At 54.0% G+C, this 24,542-nt stretch carries 20 protein-coding genes; 6 read left to right on the top strand and 14 right to left on the bottom strand.

The window, feature by feature from the left end; genetic code table 11:
• Window positions 1-46 precede the first annotated feature (46 nt).
• The gene (locus ABF463_RS00610; protein WP_415531596.1) at window positions 47-823 is read right to left on the bottom strand and encodes an exodeoxyribonuclease III; all 777 of its coding nucleotides are present in this window, start codon (window positions 821-823) and stop codon (window positions 47-49) included.
• Between the two features lie 28 nt (window positions 824-851).
• On the bottom strand, window positions 852-2,219 hold the full coding sequence (locus ABF463_RS00605) for a hemolysin family protein (protein ID WP_415531595.1): 1,368 nt from the start codon (window positions 2,217-2,219) through the stop codon (window positions 852-854).
• Between the two features lie 429 nt (window positions 2,220-2,648).
• Between ABF463_RS00605 and nifJ the strand changes: the two genes are divergently transcribed.
• On the top strand, window positions 2,649-6,191 hold the full coding sequence (nifJ, locus tag ABF463_RS00600; protein WP_415531594.1) for a pyruvate:ferredoxin (flavodoxin) oxidoreductase: 3,543 nt from the start codon (window positions 2,649-2,651) through the stop codon (window positions 6,189-6,191).
• A 108-nt stretch (window positions 6,192-6,299) separates the two neighbouring features.
• Window positions 6,300-6,869, top strand: a complete 570-nt coding sequence (locus ABF463_RS00595) for a GNAT family N-acetyltransferase (RefSeq protein ID WP_415531593.1) — start codon at window positions 6,300-6,302, stop codon at window positions 6,867-6,869.
• 34 nt (window positions 6,870-6,903) lie between these two features.
• On the opposite strand, the gene ABF463_RS00590 is transcribed toward ABF463_RS00595, so the two are convergent.
• Genes ABF463_RS00590 through cobA form a run of 4 tightly spaced genes read right to left on the bottom strand, consistent with a single transcriptional unit; the run spans window position 6,904 to window position 11,081 of the window.
• Entirely contained in the window at window positions 6,904-7,302 is a 399-nt protein-coding gene (locus ABF463_RS00590) for a sirohydrochlorin chelatase (protein ID WP_415531592.1), read from the bottom strand.
• Window positions 7,299-8,609, bottom strand: a complete 1,311-nt coding sequence (gene hemL / locus ABF463_RS00585) for a glutamate-1-semialdehyde 2,1-aminomutase (RefSeq protein ID WP_415531591.1) — start codon at window positions 8,607-8,609, stop codon at window positions 7,299-7,301. Before hemL ends, ABF463_RS00590 begins: the two co-directional genes overlap by 4 nt.
• Window positions 8,609-9,592, bottom strand: a complete 984-nt coding sequence (gene hemB / locus ABF463_RS00580; RefSeq protein WP_415531590.1) for a porphobilinogen synthase — start codon at window positions 9,590-9,592, stop codon at window positions 8,609-8,611. The genes hemL and hemB overlap by 1 nt, the downstream gene beginning before the upstream one ends.
• Window positions 9,579-11,081, bottom strand: coding sequence for a uroporphyrinogen-III C-methyltransferase (cobA, locus tag ABF463_RS00575; protein ID WP_415531589.1), 1,503 nt, complete (start codon window positions 11,079-11,081; stop codon window positions 9,579-9,581). Before cobA ends, hemB begins: the two co-directional genes overlap by 14 nt.
• 474 nt (window positions 11,082-11,555) lie before the next feature.
• Here cobA and ABF463_RS00570 point away from each other — a divergent pair, with 474 nt between their 5' ends.
• Window positions 11,556-12,950 (top strand): glycosyltransferase, encoded by a 1,395-nt coding sequence (locus ABF463_RS00570; protein ID WP_415531588.1) that lies wholly within the window; start codon window positions 11,556-11,558, stop codon window positions 12,948-12,950.
• Here ABF463_RS00570 and ABF463_RS00565 read toward each other — a convergent pair.
• From ABF463_RS00565 to hemA, 5 genes are all read right to left on the bottom strand, one after another.
• Window positions 12,947-13,606, bottom strand: coding sequence for a GntR family transcriptional regulator (locus ABF463_RS00565; RefSeq protein ID WP_415531587.1), 660 nt, complete (start codon window positions 13,604-13,606; stop codon window positions 12,947-12,949). The genes ABF463_RS00570 and ABF463_RS00565 overlap by 4 nt on opposite strands.
• Window positions 13,603-14,991 (bottom strand): 2-isopropylmalate synthase, encoded by a 1,389-nt coding sequence (locus ABF463_RS00560; protein ID WP_415531586.1) that lies wholly within the window; start codon window positions 14,989-14,991, stop codon window positions 13,603-13,605. Before ABF463_RS00560 ends, ABF463_RS00565 begins: the two co-directional genes overlap by 4 nt.
• A gap of 100 nt (window positions 14,992-15,091) precedes the next feature.
• Window positions 15,092-15,985 carry a hydroxymethylbilane synthase gene (gene hemC, locus ABF463_RS00555; RefSeq protein ID WP_415531585.1) on the bottom strand — a complete coding sequence of 298 codons (894 nt, stop codon included), beginning with the start codon at window positions 15,983-15,985 and terminating at the stop codon, window positions 15,092-15,094.
• Entirely contained in the window at window positions 15,882-16,439 is a 558-nt protein-coding gene (locus ABF463_RS00550; RefSeq protein ID WP_415531584.1) for a precorrin-2 dehydrogenase/sirohydrochlorin ferrochelatase family protein, read from the bottom strand. The genes hemC and ABF463_RS00550 overlap by 104 nt, the downstream gene beginning before the upstream one ends.
• A gap of 50 nt (window positions 16,440-16,489) precedes the next feature.
• Window positions 16,490-17,683, bottom strand: a complete 1,194-nt coding sequence (hemA, locus tag ABF463_RS00545) for a glutamyl-tRNA reductase (RefSeq protein ID WP_415531583.1) — start codon at window positions 17,681-17,683, stop codon at window positions 16,490-16,492.
• A 264-nt stretch (window positions 17,684-17,947) separates the two neighbouring features.
• Here hemA and ABF463_RS00540 point away from each other — a divergent pair, with 264 nt between their 5' ends.
• From ABF463_RS00540 to ABF463_RS00530, 3 genes are all read left to right on the top strand, one after another.
• A complete protein-coding gene (locus ABF463_RS00540; protein WP_415531582.1) occupies window positions 17,948-18,718 on the top strand; it encodes a transposase in 771 nt (256 codons plus the stop codon).
• A gap of 233 nt (window positions 18,719-18,951) precedes the next feature.
• Window positions 18,952-19,329 carry an ArsR/SmtB family transcription factor gene (locus tag ABF463_RS00535; protein WP_415531581.1) on the top strand — a complete coding sequence of 126 codons (378 nt, stop codon included), beginning with the start codon at window positions 18,952-18,954 and terminating at the stop codon, window positions 19,327-19,329.
• Between the two features lie 6 nt (window positions 19,330-19,335).
• Complete coding sequence (locus ABF463_RS00530; RefSeq protein ID WP_415531580.1) at window positions 19,336-21,489, top strand: heavy metal translocating P-type ATPase; 2,154 nt, start codon at window positions 19,336-19,338, stop codon at window positions 21,487-21,489.
• Window positions 21,490-21,702: 213 nt separating this feature from the next.
• On the opposite strand, the gene ABF463_RS00525 is transcribed toward ABF463_RS00530, so the two are convergent.
• The 3 genes from ABF463_RS00525 to ABF463_RS00515 form a co-directional block, all read right to left on the bottom strand.
• The gene (locus ABF463_RS00525; protein WP_415531579.1) at window positions 21,703-22,230 is read right to left on the bottom strand and encodes a TIGR04002 family protein; all 528 of its coding nucleotides are present in this window, start codon (window positions 22,228-22,230) and stop codon (window positions 21,703-21,705) included.
• Window positions 22,231-22,509: 279 nt separating this feature from the next.
• Window positions 22,510-23,595: a GGDEF domain-containing protein gene (locus tag ABF463_RS00520; protein ID WP_415531578.1), complete on the bottom strand. Its 1,086-nt coding sequence runs from the start codon at window positions 23,593-23,595 to the stop codon at window positions 22,510-22,512.
• A 247-nt stretch (window positions 23,596-23,842) separates the two neighbouring features.
• Window positions 23,843-24,187: a phenylpyruvate tautomerase MIF-related protein gene (locus tag ABF463_RS00515; protein WP_415531577.1), complete on the bottom strand. Its 345-nt coding sequence runs from the start codon at window positions 24,185-24,187 to the stop codon at window positions 23,843-23,845.
• Window positions 24,188-24,542 lie beyond the last annotated feature (355 nt).

The following is a 24,542-nucleotide window of genomic DNA, read 5'->3' as shown; positions in this document are numbered from 1 at the left end:
TTATATCAACTTTTAAGACACTTTTTGTGAATAAACGATAAAACCCTTAAATTTTCGCATCAATTTCTTCCGTGCGCAGCGACAGCCCGACCGGGCAGTGGTCGCTGCCCAGCACATCGGCATAGATCGTGCTTTGCTCTACCTGTTCCCTCATCCTGTCTGAAACCAGGAAATAGTCGATTCGCCAACCCGCGTTGCGTTCCCTGGCCTTGCGCATATACGACCACCAAGTATAGGCGTCGGTCTGGCTGGGATAGAGCGCGCGAAACGTATCAATGAAGCCCGCGCCTAACAGGTCGGTCATTTTGGCGCGTTCCTCAGGTGTGAAACCTGCGTTATGAATGTTTGCCTTGGGGTTTTTGATATCGATCTCCCGATGCGCCACATTCATGTCGCCGCAGACCACCACCGGCTTCTGCTTGTCCAATTCCAGCAGATAGGTGCGGAACGCGTCTTCCCAGCGCATCCGGTAATCCAGCCGCGCCAAATCCCGCTGGGAGTTGGGTGTGTAGACGGTGACCAGATAAAAGGAGGAAAATTCCGCGGTGATGAGCCGGCCCTCGCCGGTGTGTTCTTCCACACCCATGTCATACCGCACAGACAGCGGCGGCACACGTGTAAAGACTGCCGTGCCGGAATACCCCTTTTTCTCCGCGCTGTTCCAAAAGCTTTGGTAGCCGTCAAACGCGATGTCCGCCTGTTCGGGATGCATTTTGGTCTCCTGCACACAGAAGATGTCCGCCTGTTCCGCATTAAAGAAATCAGCAAACCCTTTCTGCACACAGGCGCGCAGACCATTGACGTTCCAAGAAATCAGCTTCATATTAGTATATTCCTCATAAAAACAGGATTTATTCCCGTGATATGTCGTTTGGGGAACCGTCGCTATTCGGAGGGACGGTCTCTTGCTGTGTTTTGTGCGCCCGCACCTTTTCAATGCGGCGGTCTTCAACGTCTTCCACTGTAAAGGTTACGTCGCCGATCTCCACGCTGGGGTGTTCGCCCGGCGCGGGGATGTGGCCGATGCGGTCGATGATAAGACCGGCGATGGTGTCGTACTCGCCTTCCGGCAAATTGACTTCAAGCAGCTCGCCCACTTCTTCCAGATTTGCGGTGCCTTCTATAAAAAAGTTGGATTCATCGATAACGGAGAACTCTTCTTCCTCGTGATCATATTCGTCTTGGATGTCGCCGACAATGGATTCGACCAGATCCTCCATTGTGACGATGCCGGCGGTGCCGCCGTATTCGTCGATAACCACGGCCATGTGCTGTTTGCGTGCGGTGAGTACGCCGAACAGTTCCCGGCATTTTTTGGTTTCGGGTACGAAAAGCGGCGGACGCATGACGTCTTTTGGTGTGATGGCCCGTTCCAGTGGTTTGCCCACATAGCGCAAAAGGTCTTTGACGTAGATGACACCTACGATGTTGTCCAGATCATCCTCATAAATGGGGATGCGTGAATACCCCTCTGACAGCGCTACGGATACCACTTCGTCCATTTTGGAGGTGATGTCGGCGGCGGAAATGTCGGTTCGGTGCGTCATGATATCGGCGGCGATGCGATCGTCAAATTCAAAGACGTTGTTAATCATTTCCTTTTCGCTCTCGCCGATGGTGCCTTTTTCCTCGCCCATATCCACCATCATGCGGATCTGCTCTTCCGTTACGCTGCGGTCTTCAGGCTGTTCGCTTACGCCGAATAAGCGGGTGATGGTATTGGTGGAGACGGCAAGCATCCAGACAAACGGACGGAACGCCACCGACACAAAATGCAGCACGCCGGTGACATGGAGCGCCACGGAGTCCGCTCTGTGCATGGCGAGGCGCTTGGGTACCAGTTCGCCTAAAACCAGTTGGAAATAGGATAAGGCAAGAGTGATAATGGCAACCGAGATGGCTTTGATTAGTGAGGCGGGCAGCGGAACGCCGGAAAGGGCCTGCGCGATGCGGTTGGAAAAACTTTCACTGGCCGCCGCACTGGCGAGCAGCCCTGCAAACGTGATACCCACCTGAATGGAGGCCAGAAAATTACTGGGCTGGGAGAGCATCTGAATCAATCGCTTGGCTTTGGGGTTGCCGCCATCTGCGAGCCGTTCGATATTTTGATCATTCGCGGTCACAACCGCCATTTCTGACGCTGCAAAAAACGCGTTGACCAAAATAAGAACCACTATGAAAAGCAACTGTAGCACTAAACTGCCACCGTCCGGGTCCATGAAAAAACTCCTTCCAAAATAAAGCGCATGCTTTAATGTGACAATAGGATTGTCTGTGCCCGCAGGCGGGTGGTACTGCGCGCCGTGCGCTTCGGCGGCAAAGCGGGCAGGGGTTCACTTCCGCACTCTATATCCCTATCATATCGGCTTTGGGCGGCCTTGTCAAATTTCTCAAAAACGTCCCTTATGCGGCTGCCATACGGCGTATCCTTTTTTCCAATTTTGCGGAGTATTTTCTGGGGCAGAGGAGTGGCGGTCGGCGCGTGTTTTTGAACAGTTGATGAATGTTTGTTAAAAAAGTAGCAGGATTTCCTACATTGTTGTTTACATAAATGCGCAAACGTGGTACTATATGCTTTGAGACGCGAACCATTTGCTTCATACATAGTTCGTTCATTTTGTAGTGTAGAACAAGGGGGATTTCAATCCATGGCAAGAAAAATGAAAACCATGGACGGCAACGCGGCTGCTGCCCATGTATCGTACGCCTTTACCGACGTAGCGGGCATCTATCCGATCACGCCGTCATCCGTCATGGCAGAACATGCCGATGAGTGGGCCGCTGCCGGCCGCAAGAATATTTTCGGGCAGAAAGTCCGCATCGTGGAGATGCAGTCCGAAGCCGGCGCCGCAGGAACCGTTCACGGTTCGCTTAACGCAGGCGCACTGACCACCACGTTCACCGCCTCGCAAGGCCTTCTGCTCATGATACCCAACATGTATAAGATCGCTGGCGAGCTTCTGCCGGGCGTTATCCACGTCTCCGCCCGCTGTGTTGCTTCCCATGCTCTGAATATCTTCGGCGACCATTCCGACATCTATGCCTGCCGCCAGACGGGGTTTGCCCTGCTCTGTGCCGGTAATGTGCAGGAAGTTATGGATTTGGGTGCCGTTGCACATCTTGCCGCCATTAAAGGCCGGGTACCGTTCCTTCACTTCTTCGACGGCTTCCGTACCTCGCATGAGATCCAGAAGATCGAAGCGTGGGATTATGAAGATCTGGCCGATATGGTTGATTACGACGCTGTGGAGGCATTCCGCTCCCGCGCACTCAATCCGGAACATCCGACTCTGCGCGGCACCGCACAGAACCCGGATATTTTCTTCCAGGCGCGTGAAGCCTGCAACAGCTACTATGATGCGTTGCCGGCCATCGTCGAAGAATACATGGACAAAGTCAATGCCAAGATCGGCACCAATTACAAACTGTTCAATTACTATGGCGCGCCTGATGCCGAAAAGGTCATCGTCGCCATGGGTTCTGCCTGCGATACCATCGAAGAGACCGTTGACTACCTGAACGCCAAGGGCCAAAAAGTCGGTCTCATCAAAGTGCGCCTGTATCGTCCGTTCTCGATGGAGCGCTTGATCGAAGCCATCCCGGCCTCCGTCAAATCCATCACTGTGCTTGACCGCACAAAAGAGCCGGGCAGCTTGGGCGAACCGCTTTACCTCGACGTGGTTACCGCTCTGCACGACAGCAAGTTTGCAAATGTGCCGATCTACTCCGGCCGTTACGGCTTGGGTTCCAAAGACACTGTGCCGGGCAACATCGTCAGCGTTTACGACAATGCCGGCGCCGCTGCTCCGAAAAAACGTTTCACCATCGGCATCGAAGATGATGTGACCGGTCTGTCTCTGCCCATGGGCGAGAACCCGGATACCACACCGGCCGGTACGACTTCCTGTAAATTCTGGGGCCTTGGTTCCGACGGTACCGTCGGTGCGAACAAGAACTCCATTAAAATTATTGGTGATCACACCGACATGTATGCGCAGGGTTATTTCGCTTATGACTCCAAGAAGTCCGGCGGCGTGACCATCTCGCATCTGCGTTTTGGTAAACTCCCAATCAAATCCACGTATCTGGTGAGCAAGGCCGATTTTGTCGCTTGCCATAACCCATCCTATGTGGATAAATATGATATCGTTGAGGATCTGAAAGACGGCGGTACGTTCCTGCTGAATACCCAGTGGACCGAAGAGGAATTGGAAGCCAACCTGCCCGCGAAAGTGAAACGTTTCCTCGCGCAGCATAAGATCAATTTCTACATCATTAATGGTATCCAGATTGGTAAAGAAATCGGTTTGGGCGGACGCATCAACACGGTTTTGCAGTCTGCATTCTTCAAATTGACCGGCATTATCCCGGCTGAAGATGCGATTAAGTTCATGAAAGACGCCGCCACGAAGTCCTATGGGCGTAAAGGCGAAAAAGTTGTGAAGATGAACCACGACGCCATTGATGCAGGCGCACAGGCTGTCAAAAAAGTCGAAGTTCCGGCTGCATGGTCGGATGCGACTGACGAAGCCAAAGAGACTGTTGTGACCGGCGATCGTGAAGAGCTGGTCAGCTTTGTCAAGGACCTGCTTACCCCGATGAACGCACAGCGCGGTGATGCACTGCCGGTGTCCGCGTTTAAAGGCCGCGAGGATGGTACGTTTCCGCAAGGTTCCGCCGCCTATGAAAAACGCGGTATCGCCGTGGATGTGCCGGAATGGCAGCCCGAAAACTGCATCCAGTGCAACTTCTGTTCTTATGTCTGCCCGCATGCCGTTATCCGTCCGTTCGTGCTTAGCGCGGACGAGGTATCCAATGCGCCGGCCAGCTTGAAACATAAACCTGCGACTGCGCTCGCCGGTTTTGAATTTACCATCACGCCGTCTGTTCTCGACTGTACGGGTTGTGGTTCTTGCGCCAATGTCTGCCCGGGTCTCAAGGGCAACAAGGCATTGGTCATGAAGCCGCTGTCCAGCCAGTTGGAGCAGGAGGAATCGTTCCTGTATGGCATTTCCCTGCCGTCCAAACCGGAAGTGGAAGAGAAATTTAAACCTACCACGGTCAAGGGCAGCCAGTTCAAACAGCCGCTCCTCGAATTCTCCGGCGCTTGCGCAGGCTGCGGTGAAACACCGTATGCCAAGTTGGCGACCCAGTTGTTCGGCGACCGCATGTATATTGCCAATGCCACCGGCTGTTCTTCTATTTGGGGCGGCTCCGCACCGACCACACCGTACACGGTGAACAAACGCGGACAGGGTCCGACATGGGCAAACTCGTTGTTCGAGGACAACGCCGAGTTCGGCTATGGCATCTTCCTTGGTCAGCAACAGCTGCGTGATCGTTTGAGCGATCACCTTGATACGCTCGCCAGCGAGAATGTGTCTACGGATGTGACCGCTGCCATCGAAAACTGGAAAGCCACCAAAGAAAACGGTTCCGCCAACCGCGGAGCGACTGATTCGCTGGTCGCCGCGCTTGAAAAAGTCAGCGACAACAAGCTGGCACAGGAAGTTCTTGCCCGCAAAGACTTCCTCGCGAAGAAATCCGTCTGGATTCTCGGCGGCGACGGTTGGGCGTATGACATCGGCTTCGGCGGTCTTGACCATGTGGTCGCGTCCGGCGAAGACATCAACGTCCTCATCTTCGACACCGAAGTGTATTCCAACACCGGCGGACAGGCGTCCAAATCCACGCCGGCCGGTTCTGTGGCGCAGTTCGCCGCAGCCGGTAAAGCCACCCGTAAGAAGGATTTGGCCGGTATGCTCATGAGCTACGGTTACGTCTATGTGGCGCAGGTTGCCATGGGTGCGGATTATAATCAGTGCCTGAAAGCCTTTAACGAGGCTGAAAGCTACCATGGCCCGTCGGTCATCATCGCATATGCACCTTGCATCAACCACGGTATCCGCGGCGGCATGGGCATTTCGCAGACCGAGGAGAAAAAAGCGGTGGCGGCTGGATACTGGAACACATTCCGGTTCAATCCGCTGCTGGCTGACGAGGGCAAGAACCCGTTCACTCTCGACAGCAAAGCGCCGAGTGCATCTTATCAGGACTTCATCCGCGGTGAAGTGCGGTACAGCTCGCTGCTCCGTTCTTTCCCGGAGCGCGCGGAAAAACTCTTTGCAGAGTCTGAAGACAACGCAAAGGAAAAATACGAGCATCTGGTTAAGCTGTCCGACAAAAACTAAGTCGCTTTTATACACGGGTTCCCTTTTAGGGAATAAAAAACGCCCACGGCAAGCGCCGTGGGCGTTTTTATACGATCATCCGATGTTTCACATAAAAAGGAGACCAGAATGCTTCAACATTATGGAACCATTTCGATTCAGACACCGCGTCTGCTGTTGCGGAAATTTGTGGTAGAGGACGCGCCGGATATGTTTCAGCATTGGGCCGGCAATGAGCAGGTAACGCGTTATCTCACATGGGCGCCGCATGAGAATGTGGAAGTGACACGGGAGCGTATCAGTGAATGGCAGCAACAGTATGGAAACCCGGCGGTCTATCACTGGGCCATTGCGCTGCGGGAAACAGGCAGTGTGATTGGCAGCATCAGTGTGCAGGCCATTCGGCAGCAAAATCGTTCTTGCGAACTCGGCTATTGCCTGGGCAATACATTTTGGAACAAAGGGTATATGACAGAGGCAATGCGGGCAGTGTTAAAGCTGCTGTTTGAAAAAGTAGGACTGCATCGCGTACAGGCGCTGCATCATTTTGACAATCCGGCCTCCGGGCGCGTGATGGAAAAAGTGGGCATGACGTTAGAAGGGGCATTGCGCGACTTCGGGCGGTATGCCGACGGTACGTGGTACAGCCTGCGTATCTATTCCATTTTGGAAGACGAATGGGTAGCGGGTTCGGCGTGAGACGGTGGATGTCTGTGGAAAAGCGCGGACATTGTTACGAACCCGTTTGATCTGTGGCCGCGTTGCCGATACGCTCTGCCAGCAAGTCGACCATGCGAGGGTCCTCCCCCAGCGCGGAATCCAAAGAAAGGCGCACCTTCGGGTGCGCCTTTTGCCATGCCTGTATCAATTCGGGAATCGTGTGGCGCAGGTGATAACCGGAGAACAGGAAATACGGCAGGATAGCGATGTCGTCAGCACCGGCAGCGGTCAGTGTGTCCAAAGCCTCTGGGAGACCGCCCATGCCGAACTGAAAATGGATTAGCGGTGGGGCTTTGTGTGAGCTTGCCGAAGTTAGCTTTAGCTGTAGACGAACCGCCTGCTCGAGTGCATGCCATGCCGCTGCTGCCTGTGCCTCGCGGCTGCCATGCGCCAGCACAATAATGCCGGTCATGGTGTCATCCCTGCGCCATAGGTGGATTCCATTTCTGAGAAAACTGCGTCTGCTGTGGCCAGCGTCTTTTTTATAGCATCCTGTGTGTGGACAGCACTTAAAAAAGCCGCTTCAAACTGTGATGGGGCAAAATAGGAGCCACTTTTTAACATCCCGTTAAAAAAGGCGGCGTAGGCTTCCGTATTGCTTTCACGCGCTTGTTTTCCACAAAGTACCGGGCCATTGTGGAAAAAGAGCGTTAGAATAGAGCCAAAATGCCCTACTGCAGCGGGGATATGGTGTTTTTCGGCGAGAAACGACAGGCCATGTGCCAACTGTTTCCCCAATGCGCCGATATAGGCGTAGACTTCAGGGTGTTCATGGAGGATGGAGAGCTGTGCAAGACCCGCCGCCATGGCAACAGGATTGCCGGAAAGCGTGCCTGCCTGATAGACTGCTCCGACCGGTGCAACATAAGCCATAATTTCCTGACGGGCAGCATAGGCGCCCACCGGCATACCGCCGCCGATAATCTTGCCGAATGTGACGATATCGGCACGCACGCCGAACACTTCCTGCGCGCCGCCGGGTGCGAGCCGGAAGCCGGTGATGACCTCGTCAAAGATCAGCAGTGCATGGTTTTGATCGCAAAGCTTGCGCAGGCCGGATAGAAAGCCCGGTTCGGGCGGTACCACACCCATATTGGCGGCTACCGGTTCAACAATAACAGCGGCAATCTCCCCGTGGTTCTCGGCGAACAACTTTTCCACGCTCTCTAAATCGTTGTAGTTTGCGACCAGCGTATCTTGTGCCGCACCTGCTGGCACACCAAGGCTGTCAGGGCGGCCCGTGGTGAGAGCACCGGAACCGGCTTTGACCAGCATCGCATCGGAGTGTCCGTGATAACAGCCGTCGAATTTCACAATCTTATCGCGTCCGGTAAAACCGCGCGCTAAACGCAGCGCACTCATAACGGCCTCGGTGCCGCTGTTGACCATGCGGACCTTATCAATGTGCGGCACCATCTGCACAATTAGTTCCGCAACCTCTACTTCCAGCGTGGTAGGTGCGCCAAAGCTCAGTCCGTTTTTCATGGTTTCAGCAACCCGTTCTAAAACATCGGGGTGCGCATGTCCCAGAATCAGCGGTCCCCAGGAGCAGACATAATCGGTATAGACGTTTCCATCCACATCGTAAATCGACGCGTCCTTTCCTTTTTGGATGAAGCGGGGAATGCCGTGCACGGCGCCGAACGCGCGCACGGGGCTGTTTACACCGCCGGGGATGACTGCTTTTGCACGTGTGAAAAATGTTTCGCTGGTATCCATCAACCGATATCCCCCTTTTGAATGGCCTGTGCCAATTCTTTGGCGTAATAGGTAATATAAATGTCTGCGCCCGCGCGGAACACGCTGAGCGCGCTTTCACAGAGGATCGCATATTCATCGATCAGCCCTGCCTGCGCGCCGGCTTTTATCATGGCGTATTCGCCGCTGACGCTGTAGGCCGCCAGTGGAAGATCGAACCGCTCGCGTACCGCGTGCACTACGTCCAGATACGACATCGCAGGTTTGACCATCAGCATGTCGGCGCCCTCGCGCACGTCCAACGCCGCTTCCCGCAGCGCCTCCCGCACATTATGCGGGTCCATCTGGTAGCCTTTGCGGTCACCGAACGCGGGCGCAGAACCTGCCGCATCCCGGAACGGCCCGTAAAATGCGGAGGCATATTTAACCGCGTAGGACAAAATGGGGATATGCGAGTAGCTATTATTATCGAGTGTGCGGCGGATAGCGGCCACCCGTCCGTCCATCATATCCGAGGGTGCCACAATGTCTGCGCCCGCCTGTGCGTGGGAGAGTGCAATCTTGGCAATGTAAGGCAATGTGGCGTCGTTATCCACCTCATGACCGTGCAGAATGCCGCAATGCCCGTGGGATGTGTATTCGCACATGCACACATCGGTGATGAGCAGAATATGTGGGAAACGTTCCCGCAGCAGCCGCAGGCCTTGCTGCACTACGCCGTTTGGGTCATACGCGCCGGAGCCCAGTTCGTCTTTCAAAGCGGGCAGGCCGAACAACAGAAAAGCGCTTACCCCTGCCGCCAGTGCTTCTTCCACGGCGGCAGGCAGTTTGTCGGGGCTGTAATGATATTGCCCGGGCAATGAAGGGATTTCCCGCCGGATACCTTGTCCCTCCACGATGAACAATGGCCAAATCAGCGCGCGCGGGGAAAGTCGGGTCTCGCGTGCGAGGCTGCGTAAAACGGGTGTCCGGCGCAAACGGCGCGGACGTTCAGAAAGTTCCATGTTTTGTTACCTCACAGATTGTATCAATAAGAGCGTTGGGGTCGGGATGATCCGCCACGGTGCAGCGAATGCCGTGTGCACGGGCGCGTGCGGCGGTCGTTTCCCCAATGCAGATGCCCTGTATGGATGTTGGATGCATCCCGGAACGATGCAGAAACGCATCCACCGCCGAGCCGCTGGTGAATACAACAGCATCCGGCGGATGGTCTGCGAATGCGGCATCCGATGCTTCACCAGGCAGCGCGCGTGTCTCGTAGGCAGGCAGGTCGTCCACTTCCAGCCCACCCGCGTGTAAACGATCAGGCAGTGTTTGTGTGGCCTGCGCACTGCGGCAAAGCAGGATACGGTCACCGGGTTTGGCTGCTTGTAAGATTGCTTGCGCCAGATGGGTGCCGTCCGCCTGCTCCGGCACCAGATCGGGTCGGATGCCGCATTCCGACAGCCGTGCCGCTGTGTGCTGCGCGATTGCCGCAACTTGACAGCCAGCAAGTGCACGGGCGTCCAGTGCCATATCGCGCAGTGTCTGGAAGAACGCGTCTACACCGCGGCGGCTGGTGAATACCAGGAACCGGTAGGCGTACAGGCGGTGGATTGCAGTGCACAGAGCGCTGTCGTCCGGCAGGGAAATGGTCTGGATGCAGGGATAGAGGAGCGTATCGGCTCCCAGTGCGCGCAGGCGTTCCGCAAGCGGTTGTACCGTATCCTCCGGCATGGTCAGCACGAGGCGTCGACCGAACAAAGGCAGGCGGCTGAACCAGTCAAGAGTTTGTGCTTGTGAGCAGACTTCTCCGACGACCAATATGGATGGAGAGCGGACTGCCTGCGCACGGGCGTCGGCCGCGATATTCGCAAGGCGGGAGGAAATGCGCCGCTGCACGGGCAGTGTACCGTTTTCCACAATGGCGGCAGGGGTGACGGGTGAAAGCCCTGCCGCGAGCAAACCTGCGCAGATATGTTCCATCGTGGATACGCCCATAAGAAAGACCAGTGTACCGCCCAACTTGGCGGCAGATTCAAAATCAATCTTCGGTGATTCGTTGTCCTTGGCGTGGCCGGTAAAGATGTGCAGGGAACGCGCTTCTCCCCGGTTGGTGACAGGGATGCCCGCGTAAGCCGGCGCGGCAATGGCGGACGGAATGCCCGGCACCTCGGAAAAGGGGATACCATTCATCGCAAGGAATGCCAGTTCCTCACCGCCGCGCCCAAATAGGAGCGGGTCGCCGCCTTTCAGCCGCACCACCAGATTCCCCTCCAGCGCCTTGTCCCGCAGGATTTCTTGGATGCGCTGCTGCGGCACGGGATGACTGCCGCTTTCCTTGCCTACGTCGATGCGTTCAGCGTGCGCGGGGATGCGCGCAAGGATGGCGGGGGAAACCAGACGGTCATAGACCACCACGTCTGCCTCCGCCAACGCCCGCGCGCCTTTGACGGTCAATAGGTCGGGATCGCCCGGCCCCGCGCCCACTAAAATGACTTTTCCTGTCGGCATGGGTGTCCCCTCCGTTCGGGTGGTTTGATTTGTATCCGGAGATGCCGTGATACCGCCCTGCAAAATAAAGATGTATTTACATCACTGATAGGTTAACCGGGATCTCATTCATTTGATTTATGATGAATACGGTCTGTTTGCACTCTGTTTTGCCATTGCCGGCGGCAATTCGTAGTTCCATATTTCTCTTTCGTCAATCAATGGCTGGGCACGGCTGAGGCATTTTCGCATACAATAAATAGCATATAAGGCTATCATCTGGTTTTGCGTGCCACACGTCCGCTCACAACGCCGCATAGAGTGGTTTCTTTTGCGGCACTTTTTATTTTACACCACTCTTTGTACTTCTGCAAATAGAGATGGCGGCTCATGGGTGCCGCTGGAGCGATTGTAAGTCGGCAATGTGCGCATATGGCGCAGACAAAATCGTTCGTGTATGGCACATGTGTTTTAGGTGCGAGGAGCCGAGTTTTTATGAATAAAAGCAGTATCGTCATATTGACCTACAACGGTCTTGGGGACAGTGCACTTTGCATCGACAGTATCCGCCAGTACACCCCCAAAGACAAGTATGAAATCATTGTGGTGGATAATCACTCCACCGATGGAACTGTGGGATGGCTGAAGAATCAGAAAGACATCCGGCTGATTGAAAATCAGGAAAACAAGGGGTTTGCTGCCGGCTGCAATCAGGGAATCGGGATTGCGGAAAAAGGCAATGATATCTTGCTGCTGAACAATGACACGATGGTTACGCCGTGTTGGTTGGAAAATTTACAGGCATGTCTCCATAGCGCGGAAAACATCGGTGCGGTGGGGCCGGTAAGCAATTATTGCTCCAACGGCCAACAGATCACAGCTAATTTTAACGAACGCGGCAGCATTTTTGCCTTTGCGAACACCTATAATCGTGCAAAGCCCAGATACGAGCAGAAAATCAAATTGGTCGGCTTCTGTATGCTTATCAAACGGGAGGTCGTTGATACAGTCGGGTTGCTGGATGAACGCTTTTTCCCGGGAAATTATGAAGACGACGATTATTCCTTTCGTATTGAGCAGGCCGGATATTGCCTCATGCTTTCCCAAAACACATTTGTCTATCATAGCGGAAGTGTTTCTTTTCAAAAAGACCCTATCAAATTCAGACAGGTGTTGGCTGAGAATGCCCACAGATTTGCCGATAAGTGGGGATTCCAGTCCGTATATTCCACATTTGTTCGCACCGATGTGCTGGCATTGATGCAGGAAAAACCGGAGCGGGAATTAAGTGTTTTGGAGGTGGGATGTGCATGCGGCGCTACGCTTTTGAAAATCAAGGATTTATATCCGCATGCAAAGCTTTATGGACTGGAAAGCAACCCGAACGCGGCGGCTGTCGCGGCATCTTTTGCGGATGTCAAGGATTGGGATGTGGAACAGATGCCGCTTCCCTATGAGGAACAGTCGTTTGACTACATCTTGTTTGCGGATGTCCTGGAACATTTGAGAAACCCCGGCCGTGTTTTACAAAACATGAAGCGCTATTTAAAACAAGGCGGGTATATTTTGGCCAGCATTCCCAATATCATGCACTATTCGGTCATGAACGGCCTGTTGTGTGGCCGTTTTACCTATGAGGATGCCGGCATTCTTGATCGGACGCATTTGCGCTTCTTTACACTTTCAGAGATACGCAATCTGTTCATCGGGTGCCAATATGAGGTTGTGACGATTCAAAGCAAAATGCTGCCACAGTACGAAAATGACAAGCCAATCGTAGATAAATTGGTGTCGGTTTCGGGCGAAAATATGCGCGCCCAATACAACACCTATCAATATCTTGTGAAAGCGCGGTATACGGCGGATGAAGCACAGCTCCCGCAGCGTTAGATGCCCTTTTGGATGTTCTGATGGGCGTTGCGGATGTGTTCAAACGTCAATTTTTCCGCAAGCTCACCATCCTGTTTGATGATGGATTCCAGAATATTTCGATGCTCCCGCACAGAGGGAATTGCGCGGCCGGGCTTTTTAATGGAGAGTTCACGGACCCGTTGGATATAACGATGCAGGTTGGAAAGGGTATGTCTTAGGACATGGCTGCCGCTTGCCTTATAAAGCAATTGGTGGAAGCGCGAATCCAGCTGCCAGACTTGCAAGAAGTCTTTTTTTTCGACGTAAAATTCCTGTAGTTCCACAATGCTGCGCAGCTGGTTGAGCTGTTCATCGGCAATATGTTGCGCGGCCCATTTTGCCGCAAGCCCTTCCACATACATCCGGATGGTGTAAATGTCGTCGATGTCCTTTTCCGATATGCCGATCACAAGGGTGCCGCGGTTGGGAATGGATTTGACCAAACCTTCCAGTTCCAGCTTCCCGAGGGCTTCCCGAACCGGCGTGCGGCTCACGCCCAGTTCCTCCGACAGCTTGATCTCCGGCAACGGATCACCCGGCGAAAGGGCTCCGTTTAAGATACTTTCCTGTATTTCTTCAAAAACACGCTCGGATAGGGAATGGCGGCTGAGGTTGGACGTGTCGAGTTTTTTCATCTTTGTTCCTTCTGTGCCGGAAATCGTCCGGGTTCAAGTTTCCTGACGCAGGCGTCCAACTCCTCATTGCTGATGGAAGTCACGCGCCCTTGCGCATACTCCCGATCGACCCAGTCCTTTAACCGGATGACCAAGGGGTCCGTTTTGCGCACGGAGAGACTGTCGGGCAAATGGTAAAACTGGTTCATCCAGCACGCAATGCCCGCCAAACCGGAGGCGTTGGTCACGGCAATGGCGGCTTCGCGGCTGAGGATTTTCTGCGTATCAAATATGTTGTAGATTTCAGGGTTCTTCAAAAGGCCGTCGGCATGGATACCGGCGCGTGTCAGGTTAAAATCAGAGCCTGCAAATGGCGTCATCGGCGGAATATGGTAGCCAATCACATGTTCATAATAGTCCGCAATCTCGGTGACGACGCTTAAGTCCATTCCGCACGACTCTCCGCGGAAAGAAGAAAACAGCATTGCCATGGTTTCGAGCGGTACGTTGCCTGTGCGTTCCCCAATGCCCAGAAGGGAACAGTTGACGGCGCCCGCCCCATAGAGCCAAGCGGTGCACGCGTTTGCCACGCCCAGTCCGAAGTCATTGTGGCCGTGCCATTCCAGCAAATCCGACGGTACGTCGGCATAATGCCGCAGCCCGTACAGTATGCCCGGCACACTGCGCGGCAGTGCCACGCCCGGAAACGGCACGCCAAGGCCCAATGTGTCACAGGCCCGGATCTTGATGGGCATATGCGCCTCAGTGCCAAGGCGCGTGAGGGCATCCACAAACGGAACCACAAAACCATAAAAATCGGCGCGTGTGATGTCCTCCAGATGGCAGCGCGGCCGCAGACCGGCGCTGAGCGCCTCTTTGACCACCGCAAGATAATGTTCCATTGCCTGTTTGCGCGTCATGTGCAGCTTCTTGAAGATATGATAATCCGAACAGCTTACTAAGATTCCGGTTTCACGGATGCCCAAATCCTTCACCAATTGGAAATCCTGCATGTTTGCACGAATCCAGGTGGTGATTTCGGGATAGTCATAGCCTTTTTCCCTGCATTTCTCAAGCGATTCGCGATCCCGCTTACTGTAAACGAAAAACTCTGTCTGGCGGATACACCCGTTCTTACCGCCTAAACGGTGCATGTAATCAAAGAGCGTCGTAATCTGCTCCACTGTATAGGGGGCGCGCGCCTGCTGGCCGTCTCGGAATGTGGTGTCGGTGATGTAAATAGACGCCGGCATATCCATAGGTACATGCCGGTGGTTGAAGGAAATGCTGGGCACCTCCGAAAATGGAAATAAGTCACGGTAGAGGTTTGGCTGGTCCACATCCTGCAAGTCGTATGCATAGGCATGTTGTTCCAGCAGATGGCGGTTGTTGTCATACTGAATCATTGATAAGCCCCTTCCAGATTGCATAATTGTATACAATTATACACTAACACAATCCGGAGTCAAGGAAAGACCGGCTGATCTTTACAGAATGCATATGGTTTTATCGAGTTTCGCGCTGCGCGGTTTCGGCAAGCGATGTGCCGATGTCTGCCGCATCCGCGCGCGGTCCGGTGCGTGTGCCGCGCCAAAGTTCGCCGGTCTGTTCGTGCAGGAACAGACCTTCCAGTCGCAATGCCCCGCCATCCACTACCGCAAAAGCGGCGACCGGTGTTCCGCAGCCACCTCCCAGTGCTCTTACAAATGCGCGCTCAGCTATCGCCGCATCCCATACGTCCGGTGCATGGAATGTCCGCAAAAAAGAAAGATCTGTACCCTGCCGCGCCTGCACAGCCAGAATGCCTTGGCAGGCGGCGGGCAGTATTTCCCGGGTGGAAAAATAACGGCTAATGCGGTTTTTCAGACCGGCACGCAGTAATCCGGCCGCTGCCAGCACCAGTGAAGCATAGCCTCCGCCATCGAGTTTGGCAAGGCGGGTCTGCACATTGCCGCGCACCGGTTCGATTTGGATGCCGGGAAAAAGCGCCTGTAATTGACAGGCGCGTCGTGCGCTGGAACAGCCCCATGCCAGGGAGGTCGTCGGCACGGCGGCGTCTGCGTGTGCGGGCAGCACCAGCACATCGCGTGGGTCGGCGCGTTCAGACACGGCGACCACCGGCAGAGCGGGGTCGGTGTCCATCGGCATGTCCTTGTAGCTGTGCACGGTGAGATCCACCTCACCGGTCAACAGGGCACGATCCAGCTCTTTCACAAACAGCCCTTTGCCGCCGAACAAAGACAACTTTGCGTTTGCTAACCGGTCGCCGGTGGTTTTCATGGTAACCAGCCGGACGTCAAGTGCGGGGTCGGTCTTGTGGATGGCATCCATTACAATCCGTGCTTGAATCACAGCCAGAGGACTTTCCCGGCTGCCTACCCGAATGATCTTTTGTGGCATTCAATATCCCCCTGATTTCGGCGGCGGTTTCGCGCACGGCATGGTGCGCCTCTCCGGTTTCCGACACCATGCCGATGACCAAGCCGTCGCCCCGCATGATGGCGGGAAAATAGAATGAGCTTTCCTCGTGGCAATCTGCCACGCTGATTGGGATCGTTCGCTCCAGTGCTTCCATCGCTACGGCATGGTTGACGGCGCGGTCATCGGTCGCCGCAACAGCGAGAGCGGCTCCTGCGAGATCCCCTGTGCGATATGCGCGCGGTTCCCAATGCAGTTTTCCCGTCTGTGCCTGCGTGTGCAGAGCGGGGTGAAGCGAAGGGGAAACGACCTGAATACGCGGGCCGAATGCCAGCAGTTTTTCCACACGCCGCGCGGTGATTGCGCCGCCGCCGATGAATACGACCGATTTGCCTGCGAGAGGGACAAACAGAGGAAACATGGGATATGGTTCCAAGCGCAGCTCCTTTCGCGGCCGGTGACGAATGGCGGCAGGCCCCCCGCAATTTACCGTGTGCGCAAACGTGCAGTGTCTGAGGCCTGCCGCAATACGTGCAGCAGCTCAGGCGTACAATGTTCTTTTAGAGAGAAAAACATCGTTTCCACCGCGCGGCGTACAGCATAAGCCGTGTCGTCACCATCGCCCGCACCCGCGTCCAATTCTGCACGCACCCGCATTTCAATCGCCTGTGCCAGTTCGTCGGCCGTTTCGCGCAGAATGCGTCCGTCGTTCCATTCGGTGAACTGATCCAGATAGTTTGTGCAGATGTCCAGTATCTGTTGCATCTGTTCATCAGGGACCGTATGGTCTACCTTGTCGAGCGCGTCAATGTCTGCATAAGAAATGCCGGGCAGGTCGGCCACGGTGGGGTCGATGTCTCTGGGTACTGCGAGGTCGATACATTGCCGGGGTGCAGACGGCAGGTTTTGCAGCATGTCGCGGGTCAAGGTGAAGTGCGGGCTGGAAGTCGCACTGAGGAGGATATCCGCCTCCGCCGCGGCGTGCAGTCGGCTGTCGTAGGGGATGGTCAGGCAGCCATATGGCACAACGGTTTCTCCGTGATGGTAGCTGCGCAGCGTGACGGTGACCGTGCAGCCGGCTTTTTGAAGCAGCTCTGCGGAGAGGCGGCCCATTTCACCGTTGCCGATGACAAGTGCTTTCCGCCCGGCCAATGAGCCAAGCCGCGCGGTTAATAATTCCACCGCGCCTGCGGCAGCCGATACCGGTACTGCGCGCAGTTGCACTTGTGTTTTCACTTTTTTGGCGGCGGTGACAGACAGGCGAAACAGGGTTTCTAACACAGAGCTGGTGGAATGCGCCGCGCGTGCCAGTTCCAGCGCTTGCCGTACCTGTGTGAGAATCTGGTCATCTCCCCGCAAAGCCGAACATAATCCGCAAGCGACCTCCATAAGATGCCGGGCGGCAGTTTTGCCGGTGTGCACCTGCAAAAGCCTTTCGGCTGGCTGCCGAAGGTGCGCGGTCTGTGTCAGCAATGCGGCCGGATTCACTGGCGCGTCCTTGTGTGTGGAGAGATACAGCTCTGTGCGGTTGCAGGTGCAAAGCAGCACAGCCCCCGTTACGCCAGCCTGTGCGCGGCAAAAAGTCAAGGCCTGTCCCATTTGTGTTTTTGTAAAAGTGAATCGTTCACGTTCCGCGATTGCCGCCGTGGTGTGATCCACACCTGCCATAAGGATATTCAATCGGTGCCTCCATGAAAGGGTAAATAATGGAAATCCCGCCGCATCGGGCGTCGGGCTTGTAATCTTTCTTTTCTACACTATACCGTTCGATGCAACCATTGTCAAGGCGGCGGACGCGGGTTGATTCCCTGTCATATGCGTCTATCAGTACAATCGAAAATCAGCGGCAAAAAATTTATTTACAAAAATTGGATTCTGTTGTGTATACCAGCGGGAAATTGGTAAAAATAAGAATAAGAATACACGGAAAGGATGGGATAATTTATGGAACGAGAACAGACAGGACGGCGTGTACCGGCAGCGGAGGGCGCGGCCCGCTTGCTGCAAGTGGCGTTGCAAGCGGTCATGCAGGGAGAACTGGATACGGCACTGGGGTATGACCGCTCGCAGCGGCGGTTTGGGGAAACCGGTGAGAAAAACTTTCGCAATGGGTATTCGGCGCGCACTTTGCGCACGACGTTTGGGCCGGTACCGCTGGCCGTTCCCCGCGACAGGGGCGGTGTGTATACGCCGCACATCTTAAATCGGTATGCGAGGGATGCACGCGGCTTGGAGGAAAAGCTGCTGTTTCTGTTTGCACAGGATGCCGACACGGAAACGTTTATGGAACAAGTGCGCGCGCTTTATGACACACCTCAGGCAGAGGAAGAGCTGAGGCATATTGCTGCACACCTGCTGCCCGCGGTTCGCGCGTGGCAGATGCGGCGTCTGGAAAGCGAGTACCCGTTTATCGCACTGGAAACGGTGCGTGAGCAGAGCATCCGGGGGCGTACCGCGCAATTGCTGCTTGGGGAATTGCCTGGGGGCAGGCGGGAAGTTTTGGGCATCCGTATGAACGCCAAACCGTCTTACCGGTTTTGGATAGAGGCATTGGCGGATTTGCGTGCACGGGGCGCTACGCAGCCCCCTCTGTTTTGTGTGGGCGGCGGCGCGGGGTTTCGGCAGGCGGTGCGCACCTTGTTCCCGGCGGCACAGCTCCGGCGCAGTTTCGCGCCTGCGTTGGGAGCGCCCGAGGCGGTGGCCGCCAAAGCGTGACATTTCACAGATAAGGCGAATTGCGGTGGTAGACGCTTGCATGTTTCGGTAGGAAATTATTTACAAAAGGCAGATTTGCATGTTGTCGAGTCGACGGCATTGTGTGGGCGGGAGGATTTCCCGCCTTTTTTATAATTTTTTTCAAGACACTTGCAGTGTGCGGCTGCATATGCTATACTACAGACAAACATATGAACACATGTTCATATGAATATGCGTTTGGGGGTGATTCTGTGGCGTCTAAAAAGGATGATGGGCTGTGCAGCGTGTCCGTTGTGCATGAAGATGTGGTCGACCACGTAAAAAGTGTGCTCGACAATGATGAAACGTTCTATTATATGTCGGAATTTTTCCATATGTTTGACGACCCGACCCGGTTGAAGATTATGGGGGCGCTGATTGTCTCCGAAATGTGTGTCTGCGATATTGCAACCGTGACCGGCATGAGCCAGTCGGTCATTTCCCACCACTTGAAGATTTTACGGCAGGCGCGCGTCATCAAGTTTCGTCGCGAAGGAAAGATGGCATACTATTCCCTTTGCGACGATCATATCAGCACAATTTTCCATCAAGGGCGAACCCATGTCCAAGAGAAAGAAGAAAGGGGCTGAACACCTATGAAGAAGGTGTATGTAATGGAAAAACTGACTTGCCCGCATTGTGCGGCAAAGATTGAGGGCAAGGCGGCTGAATTGGCGGGTGTGCGGCGGGCGAACATCGACTTAATGCGTCAGCGGCTGTATCTGGAAACCGATGAATCGATTGCATCGGTAGAGATTCAGCGGAATCTTGACCGTATTGTGCAGCGGATCGAGCCGGGGGTGCGCGTAATAGAAGATAATCCTCATGAGAAGGCGGCGGATTCTGCGCAGAGGCAGGCGGAGCCTGATGAAACGGACGGGGAGGCGGCAGAACGGCGGGACCGCATCCGGCTGATTGTGGGTGCGGCGGTATATGCGGCGGGGTGGGGAAGCGTTTTGCTTCATGCCGGTGTTCCAGTGATCTTTGCGATTTTTGCCGCGTCGCTGTTGATATCCGGCGGCGGTGTATTTCTGAAAGCGCTTGGCAATCTGCGTCGCGGCCAGTTTTTTGATGAAAATCTGCTGATGAGTGTGGCTTCGCTCGGCGCTTTCGCCATTGGGGATTATAAAGAGGGCGCGGCGGTCATGCTGTTCAATCAGGTGGGAGAGTTTTTGCAGGATTTGGCCACCGAACGCTCCAGACGGTCCATAGCAAGTCTCGTGGGGCTTCGTCCCGATGTCGCCAACCGGAAAACACCGCATGGCGTAGAGACTGTGCCGCCCGAAGATGTGGCAGTGGGGGACTTGATTGAGATCCGCCCCGGCGAACGCGTGCCTTTGGACGGCGAGGTGACGGAGGGCCGCTCCTTTGTGGACACATCCGCGTTGACTGGAGAGCCGACGCCGCGTGCGGTGTCAGTCGGCAGTTTCATAGCAGGCGGATATGTCAATCAGGCGGGATTGCTGACTGTGCGGGTGACGCGCGTATTTGGCGAATCCACCGTCGCGCGGGTCATCGAACTGGTACAGAATGCGGGCAGCCGCAAGGCCAAAGCAGATAATTTTATTACCAAATTCGCCCGGTATTATACGCCGGCTGTTACCATCGGGGCATTGCTGGTGGCGGTTTTGCCCCCGTTGCTGTTACACCAGCCGTTTTCGCCATGGATCTACCGTGCGTTAATCTTTCTAGTGGTCTCCTGCCCATGCGCACTGGTGGTTTCGGTGCCGCTGGGTTTCTTTGCGGGCATCGGCGCGGCATCTGCTAACGGCATATTGGTCAAAGGCGGCAATTATCTGGATATGCTCAGCCGTGTGGATACGGTGGTGTTCGATAAGACCGGAACGCTGACCAAAGGTGTCTTCGAGGTGACGGGAGTGTTTCCCGCGGACGGCGTCACGGAATCTGAACTGCTTGCTGCCGCTGCACAGGCGGAACAGCGCTCAAACCATCCGGTCGCCAAATCCATCCGTGCAGCGGCGGACGGTTTAACAGTGGATACGCCGCCGGATGAGGTGTCGGAGCTGGCGGGTATGGGTGTGCGCGTACAGACGGGCGGACAGGTGATTTTGGCGGGAAACGCCAAACTGCTGGAGTATGAAAATGTGCCGTTTCAACCTTGCGACGCCGAAGGTACGATTGTGTATGTGGCAAGGGAAGGGCAGTACCTTGGCGCACTGGATATTTCAGATATTTGTAAACCCGATGCAGAAGCGGCGGTGCGCGGTCTGAAAGCCATGGGAATTGCAAAAATCGTCATGCTAACCGGCGACCGCCAGAGAGTGGCCGAACAGGTAGCAGAGACGTTGGGCTTAGATGAGGTACATGCGGAGCTTCTTCCGGATCAGAAAGTGGCGGCATTTGAGCATATTGCTGCGCAAACGGCTGGCGCGGCTGCTTTTGTAGGAGACGGCATTAACGATGCACCTTCGCTGGCCCGCGCGGATATCGGTATCGCAATGGGCGGCCTTGGGTCGGATGCAGCGGTGGAAGCGGCAGACATCGTTATCATGGACGACCTACCCTCCAAGATACCGACCGTTATCCGTATTGCCCGCTATGTGCGCGTGATTGTCCTCATGAACATTGTGTTTTCGCTTGGGGTGAAAGCAGTGGTCATCATTCTGGGAACCATGGGGTATACCAACATCTGGGCAGCGCTGTTTGCGGATACGGGCGTGGCTCTTTTGGCGGTGGCAAACTCCCTGCGCATCCTGTTAAAGCGTAAGCAATTTGGAACCGCTATGTGATGCGGAAAAGTTGCAGATGTGCACGGAAAAAGAGATTTTTAACGGTTTCCACTGTTTGTTCACCAAAAAAACCGGTCGAAGAAGGGAAAACCCCTTGATTTCGACCGGTTTTTAATGGTTTTCCACATCCGCTTGTGGAAAGTGTGGAAAAGTATTCCCGAAGTAGTGGTGAACCGACTGCCGGCTTTTTATGGCCCCAGAAGATCCACAACCTTAGCGATGCAGGACGGCGGACAGGTGGTTTTTCATCTTTGCACGGTCGAAAGCAATGCCGACAACGACATAAATAGCTCCGCTGGCGGCAACCTGTACCACATTGCCCGGAATCTCTAAAATAGGAGAGAGCAGATTGTGAAATAAAACAGCTTCGGTCAGATAGTAGCCACCGACACAAATGCCGCCTGCCGCGAAAATGGCAACCAGATTGCGTTTGCAGAGGATGGTTGCCCGCCTGGACGTAAAGCAGAGCACCATGCAGGATTTGATAATCAGGGTGGGCAAAGCGTAAATCAAGCTTCCGGTCAGCGCGTCGGAAAGAGCCTCCCCGATGCCGCCGGCCGCCACCGCAAACGGAGTGGGCAGCATACTTGCGCCCAGATAGAGCAGTGCGTCGCCTAAATGGATGTAACCGTCGGTGGCGGGCACGGGGATGTGCAGCAGGTAGGCTGTGACAAGAAACGTGAGCGCAAGAAATAGCGCAGTGATAATCCACAAGCGATTTTTTTGATAACCGGTATTCATTCAGTAAACTCCTCTACGGTCTGGAATTCTGGATTTGGCTCGCAAAAAACAAATGATAACGATTTCACACCAAAGATTGCACCGACACGAGCGCGAAAATAGAGCCCATGCTGTGTACTTTTGGCACAGCGGGGCGGTGTTTCACGCACAACAAGAGAGACCCGTTTGAGGCGTAGTATTTAGATGATTTTAGTATACATCACAGAATCCCAATTGTAGATAGATAAAGATTGCCATCACGTCCACCAAAAGGCTGGACGTGATGCCGGCTATCTTCGGTTAAAACACGACTTTATTTTTACCGCTCCGTTTGCCCTGATACATTTTCTGGTCGCAGTTGTTGATGCTGCCGATGATGTCCTGCAAGTCCAGCTTCCCGGCGCCGATGGTGACCGTGAAGTGTATGGAGGCTTGCTCATAACGCACGGCGCTTTGACCAAGCACTTTACGGATGTTATCAAGGCGGGCATATGCTTGAGCGGATGTACAATTTTTCAAGAGGAAAAGAAATTCCTCACCGCCCCAGCGGAACGCAAAATCACCTGCATGCAGCTGCTCCTGAACCGTTTCGGAAAGGGCTTTTAAAACCATATCGCCTGCCAGATGACCATAGTCGTCATTGATAAATTTAAAGTCATCAATATCCAAAAGAGCCACATGCCACAAACTGCTTGTTGTATAATGTCGCAGTTGGTCGAAGACAATATCGGCGTAACGCCGGTTATGTAATTGTGTCAGCGGGTCCAGATAGGCCTCGGTTTTCAATTCTTCCAGTTGATGCCGCACCCAGTAATTGACTGATGTCTGCACGCGCGGTAAGAGCAGAGCACCGATGAGTAAAGCGCCAATCGAAGAAAGTACATGCAAGATGCACAGCACCATATTGGCCTTGCCTAAATCGACCAACGGTTGAAATGTATAGCCCATGATGATCAGCGAGATGAGAAGCAGCGTTAAAAGAGACGAGATGATGATCCGGACGCGGGTGGCTATATAAGGAATCAGCAATTGCAGCGAGATATCCATGAAAATGCCAAGAAGGCCATAATTTCCATTTCCAAGAATAAGCCCTGATATGGTGGCATAGACCGCGAGCTCGGTGGTGAGGATTACACCTACAGGTGTGTACTGGTTTTGCAAAACCAGCCAATAACAGAGGAGGTAGCCTAAAATGCTGCAAATGTTGACAATGCAAAGGCTCCAGACCCCCACATGTATGAAAAAAATGAGAAATGTGGCCTGGGCCATCAAAGCGAATAGACAAGCGTTTTGCAGAGACAGATGCAGATAAATATTCTTGTTATGCAGGGTATCGCTCAAAGTCGTGTTGTGCCAGATGATGTTGTCAAGCCATTTCAATAGCATAAGGTTCTCCCTGTTTGGCATTGGGTTAGGCCTTGTTTAAAATAGTAAGCCTATTTCGGCTAAAATATTGTTCTGCAACCCTAGAAATACCCGGGATATGCGTTGTATTCCAGTAGTCTCTGTTTTGCAGACCAATATTTCGCAGCGAAATTCCGCCGGTTTTCCATTCATAAACAAGATCTATTGGAAACCATGCAACGGGCCAACCTTTTGTGTGAAAATGCGATATATTTGAAGCTGTCATTTCTTAAAAATTATTACCATTCCAGCCCCAATGAGTGACTTCTTCATATTTTATGTAGATCTGTGTCGGATCCAGTCCCAATTCCTCATGAAGGATGCCAGAGAGTTCACGCGTCAGTTTTATGTAATCCTGTTTTCCCGCTTTGCCGAACAATTTGACTTCCACAAAAGCGATGTCCGGCTTACACTTTCCTTTAAAATACATGTGGCTGTTGCCCTCGAACGCGACCATGAGCCAGTTTTCGGATTTTCCAGGGAGCAGTTCGATTGCCACGCCAAATTTCGCCTTGAGCAGGTCTTCCTGCACGGGGGTGAGCTTGACGGTTGTTTTAACTTGAATAAAAGGCATATACATGTCTCCTTTGGACTCTATTTTTGTGCTTCTAATAGAACGGTTTCTCAGTAATACAAGCTACCTTATTATATTTTAACACGTTGTTACAGCTCTGACAATTCGTCCCCCGCATTTTTTCCTTGTAAAAAACGACGGCCGCCCGATGAACGGGCAGCCTTGCAGAGTCGAACCCATAGATTCAAGAAAATCCTGTCACAATGGGTTTCTATCTCTGCCAAACATAGCATGTGCGAACGGACGTAAATTATACGCTTTCAAATGCGGGAATGAAGCAAATGGGCGAAAATGTGCAAAGAAGCCCGCAGGAAATCCTGCGGGCTTCTTTCGGGAGGCATGAGCGGTTTTATTG

Source organism: Ethanoligenens sp. (genome assembly GCF_047718355.1).
Lineage (GTDB): Bacteria > Bacillota > Clostridia > Oscillospirales > Ethanoligenentaceae > Ethanoligenens.
This window is presented reverse-complemented; position numbering and strand designations above follow the sequence as displayed.

Bases quoted from the DNA above. Each gene is read 5' to 3' on its own strand.
- ABF463_RS00595 (WP_415531593.1), top strand. From the start codon at position 6,300: ATGCTTCAACATTATGGAACCATTTCGATTCAGACACCGCGTCTGCTG.
- hemC (WP_415531585.1), bottom strand. From the start codon at position 15,985: ATGCCACAAAAGATCATTCGGGTAGGCAGCCGGGAAAGTCCTCTGGCT.
- hemB (WP_415531590.1), bottom strand. From the start codon at position 9,592: ATGGAACTTTCTGAACGTCCGCGCCGTTTGCGCCGGACACCCGTTTTA.
- ABF463_RS00565 (WP_415531587.1), bottom strand. From the start codon at position 13,606: ATGAAAAAACTCGACACGTCCAACCTCAGCCGCCATTCCCTATCCGAG.
- ABF463_RS00560 (WP_415531586.1), bottom strand. From the start codon at position 14,991: ATGATTCAGTATGACAACAACCGCCATCTGCTGGAACAACATGCCTAT.
- ABF463_RS00530 (WP_415531580.1), top strand. From the start codon at position 19,336: ATGAAGAAGGTGTATGTAATGGAAAAACTGACTTGCCCGCATTGTGCG.
- ABF463_RS00525 (WP_415531579.1), bottom strand. From the start codon at position 22,230: ATGAATACCGGTTATCAAAAAAATCGCTTGTGGATTATCACTGCGCTA.
- ABF463_RS00570 (WP_415531588.1), top strand. From the start codon at position 11,556: ATGAATAAAAGCAGTATCGTCATATTGACCTACAACGGTCTTGGGGAC.
- cobA (WP_415531589.1), bottom strand. From the start codon at position 11,081: ATGCCGACAGGAAAAGTCATTTTAGTGGGCGCGGGGCCGGGCGATCCC.
- ABF463_RS00540 (WP_415531582.1), top strand. From the start codon at position 17,948: ATGGAACGAGAACAGACAGGACGGCGTGTACCGGCAGCGGAGGGCGCG.
- hemL (WP_415531591.1), bottom strand. From the start codon at position 8,609: ATGGATACCAGCGAAACATTTTTCACACGTGCAAAAGCAGTCATCCCC.
- ABF463_RS00515 (WP_415531577.1), bottom strand. From the start codon at position 24,187: ATGCCTTTTATTCAAGTTAAAACAACCGTCAAGCTCACCCCCGTGCAG.
- ABF463_RS00590 (WP_415531592.1), bottom strand. From the start codon at position 7,302: ATGACCGGCATTATTGTGCTGGCGCATGGCAGCCGCGAGGCACAGGCA.
- ABF463_RS00610 (WP_415531596.1), bottom strand. From the start codon at position 823: ATGAAGCTGATTTCTTGGAACGTCAATGGTCTGCGCGCCTGTGTGCAG.
- ABF463_RS00520 (WP_415531578.1), bottom strand. From the start codon at position 23,595: ATGCTATTGAAATGGCTTGACAACATCATCTGGCACAACACGACTTTG.
- ABF463_RS00605 (WP_415531595.1), bottom strand. From the start codon at position 2,219: ATGGACCCGGACGGTGGCAGTTTAGTGCTACAGTTGCTTTTCATAGTG.
- nifJ (WP_415531594.1), top strand. From the start codon at position 2,649: ATGGCAAGAAAAATGAAAACCATGGACGGCAACGCGGCTGCTGCCCAT.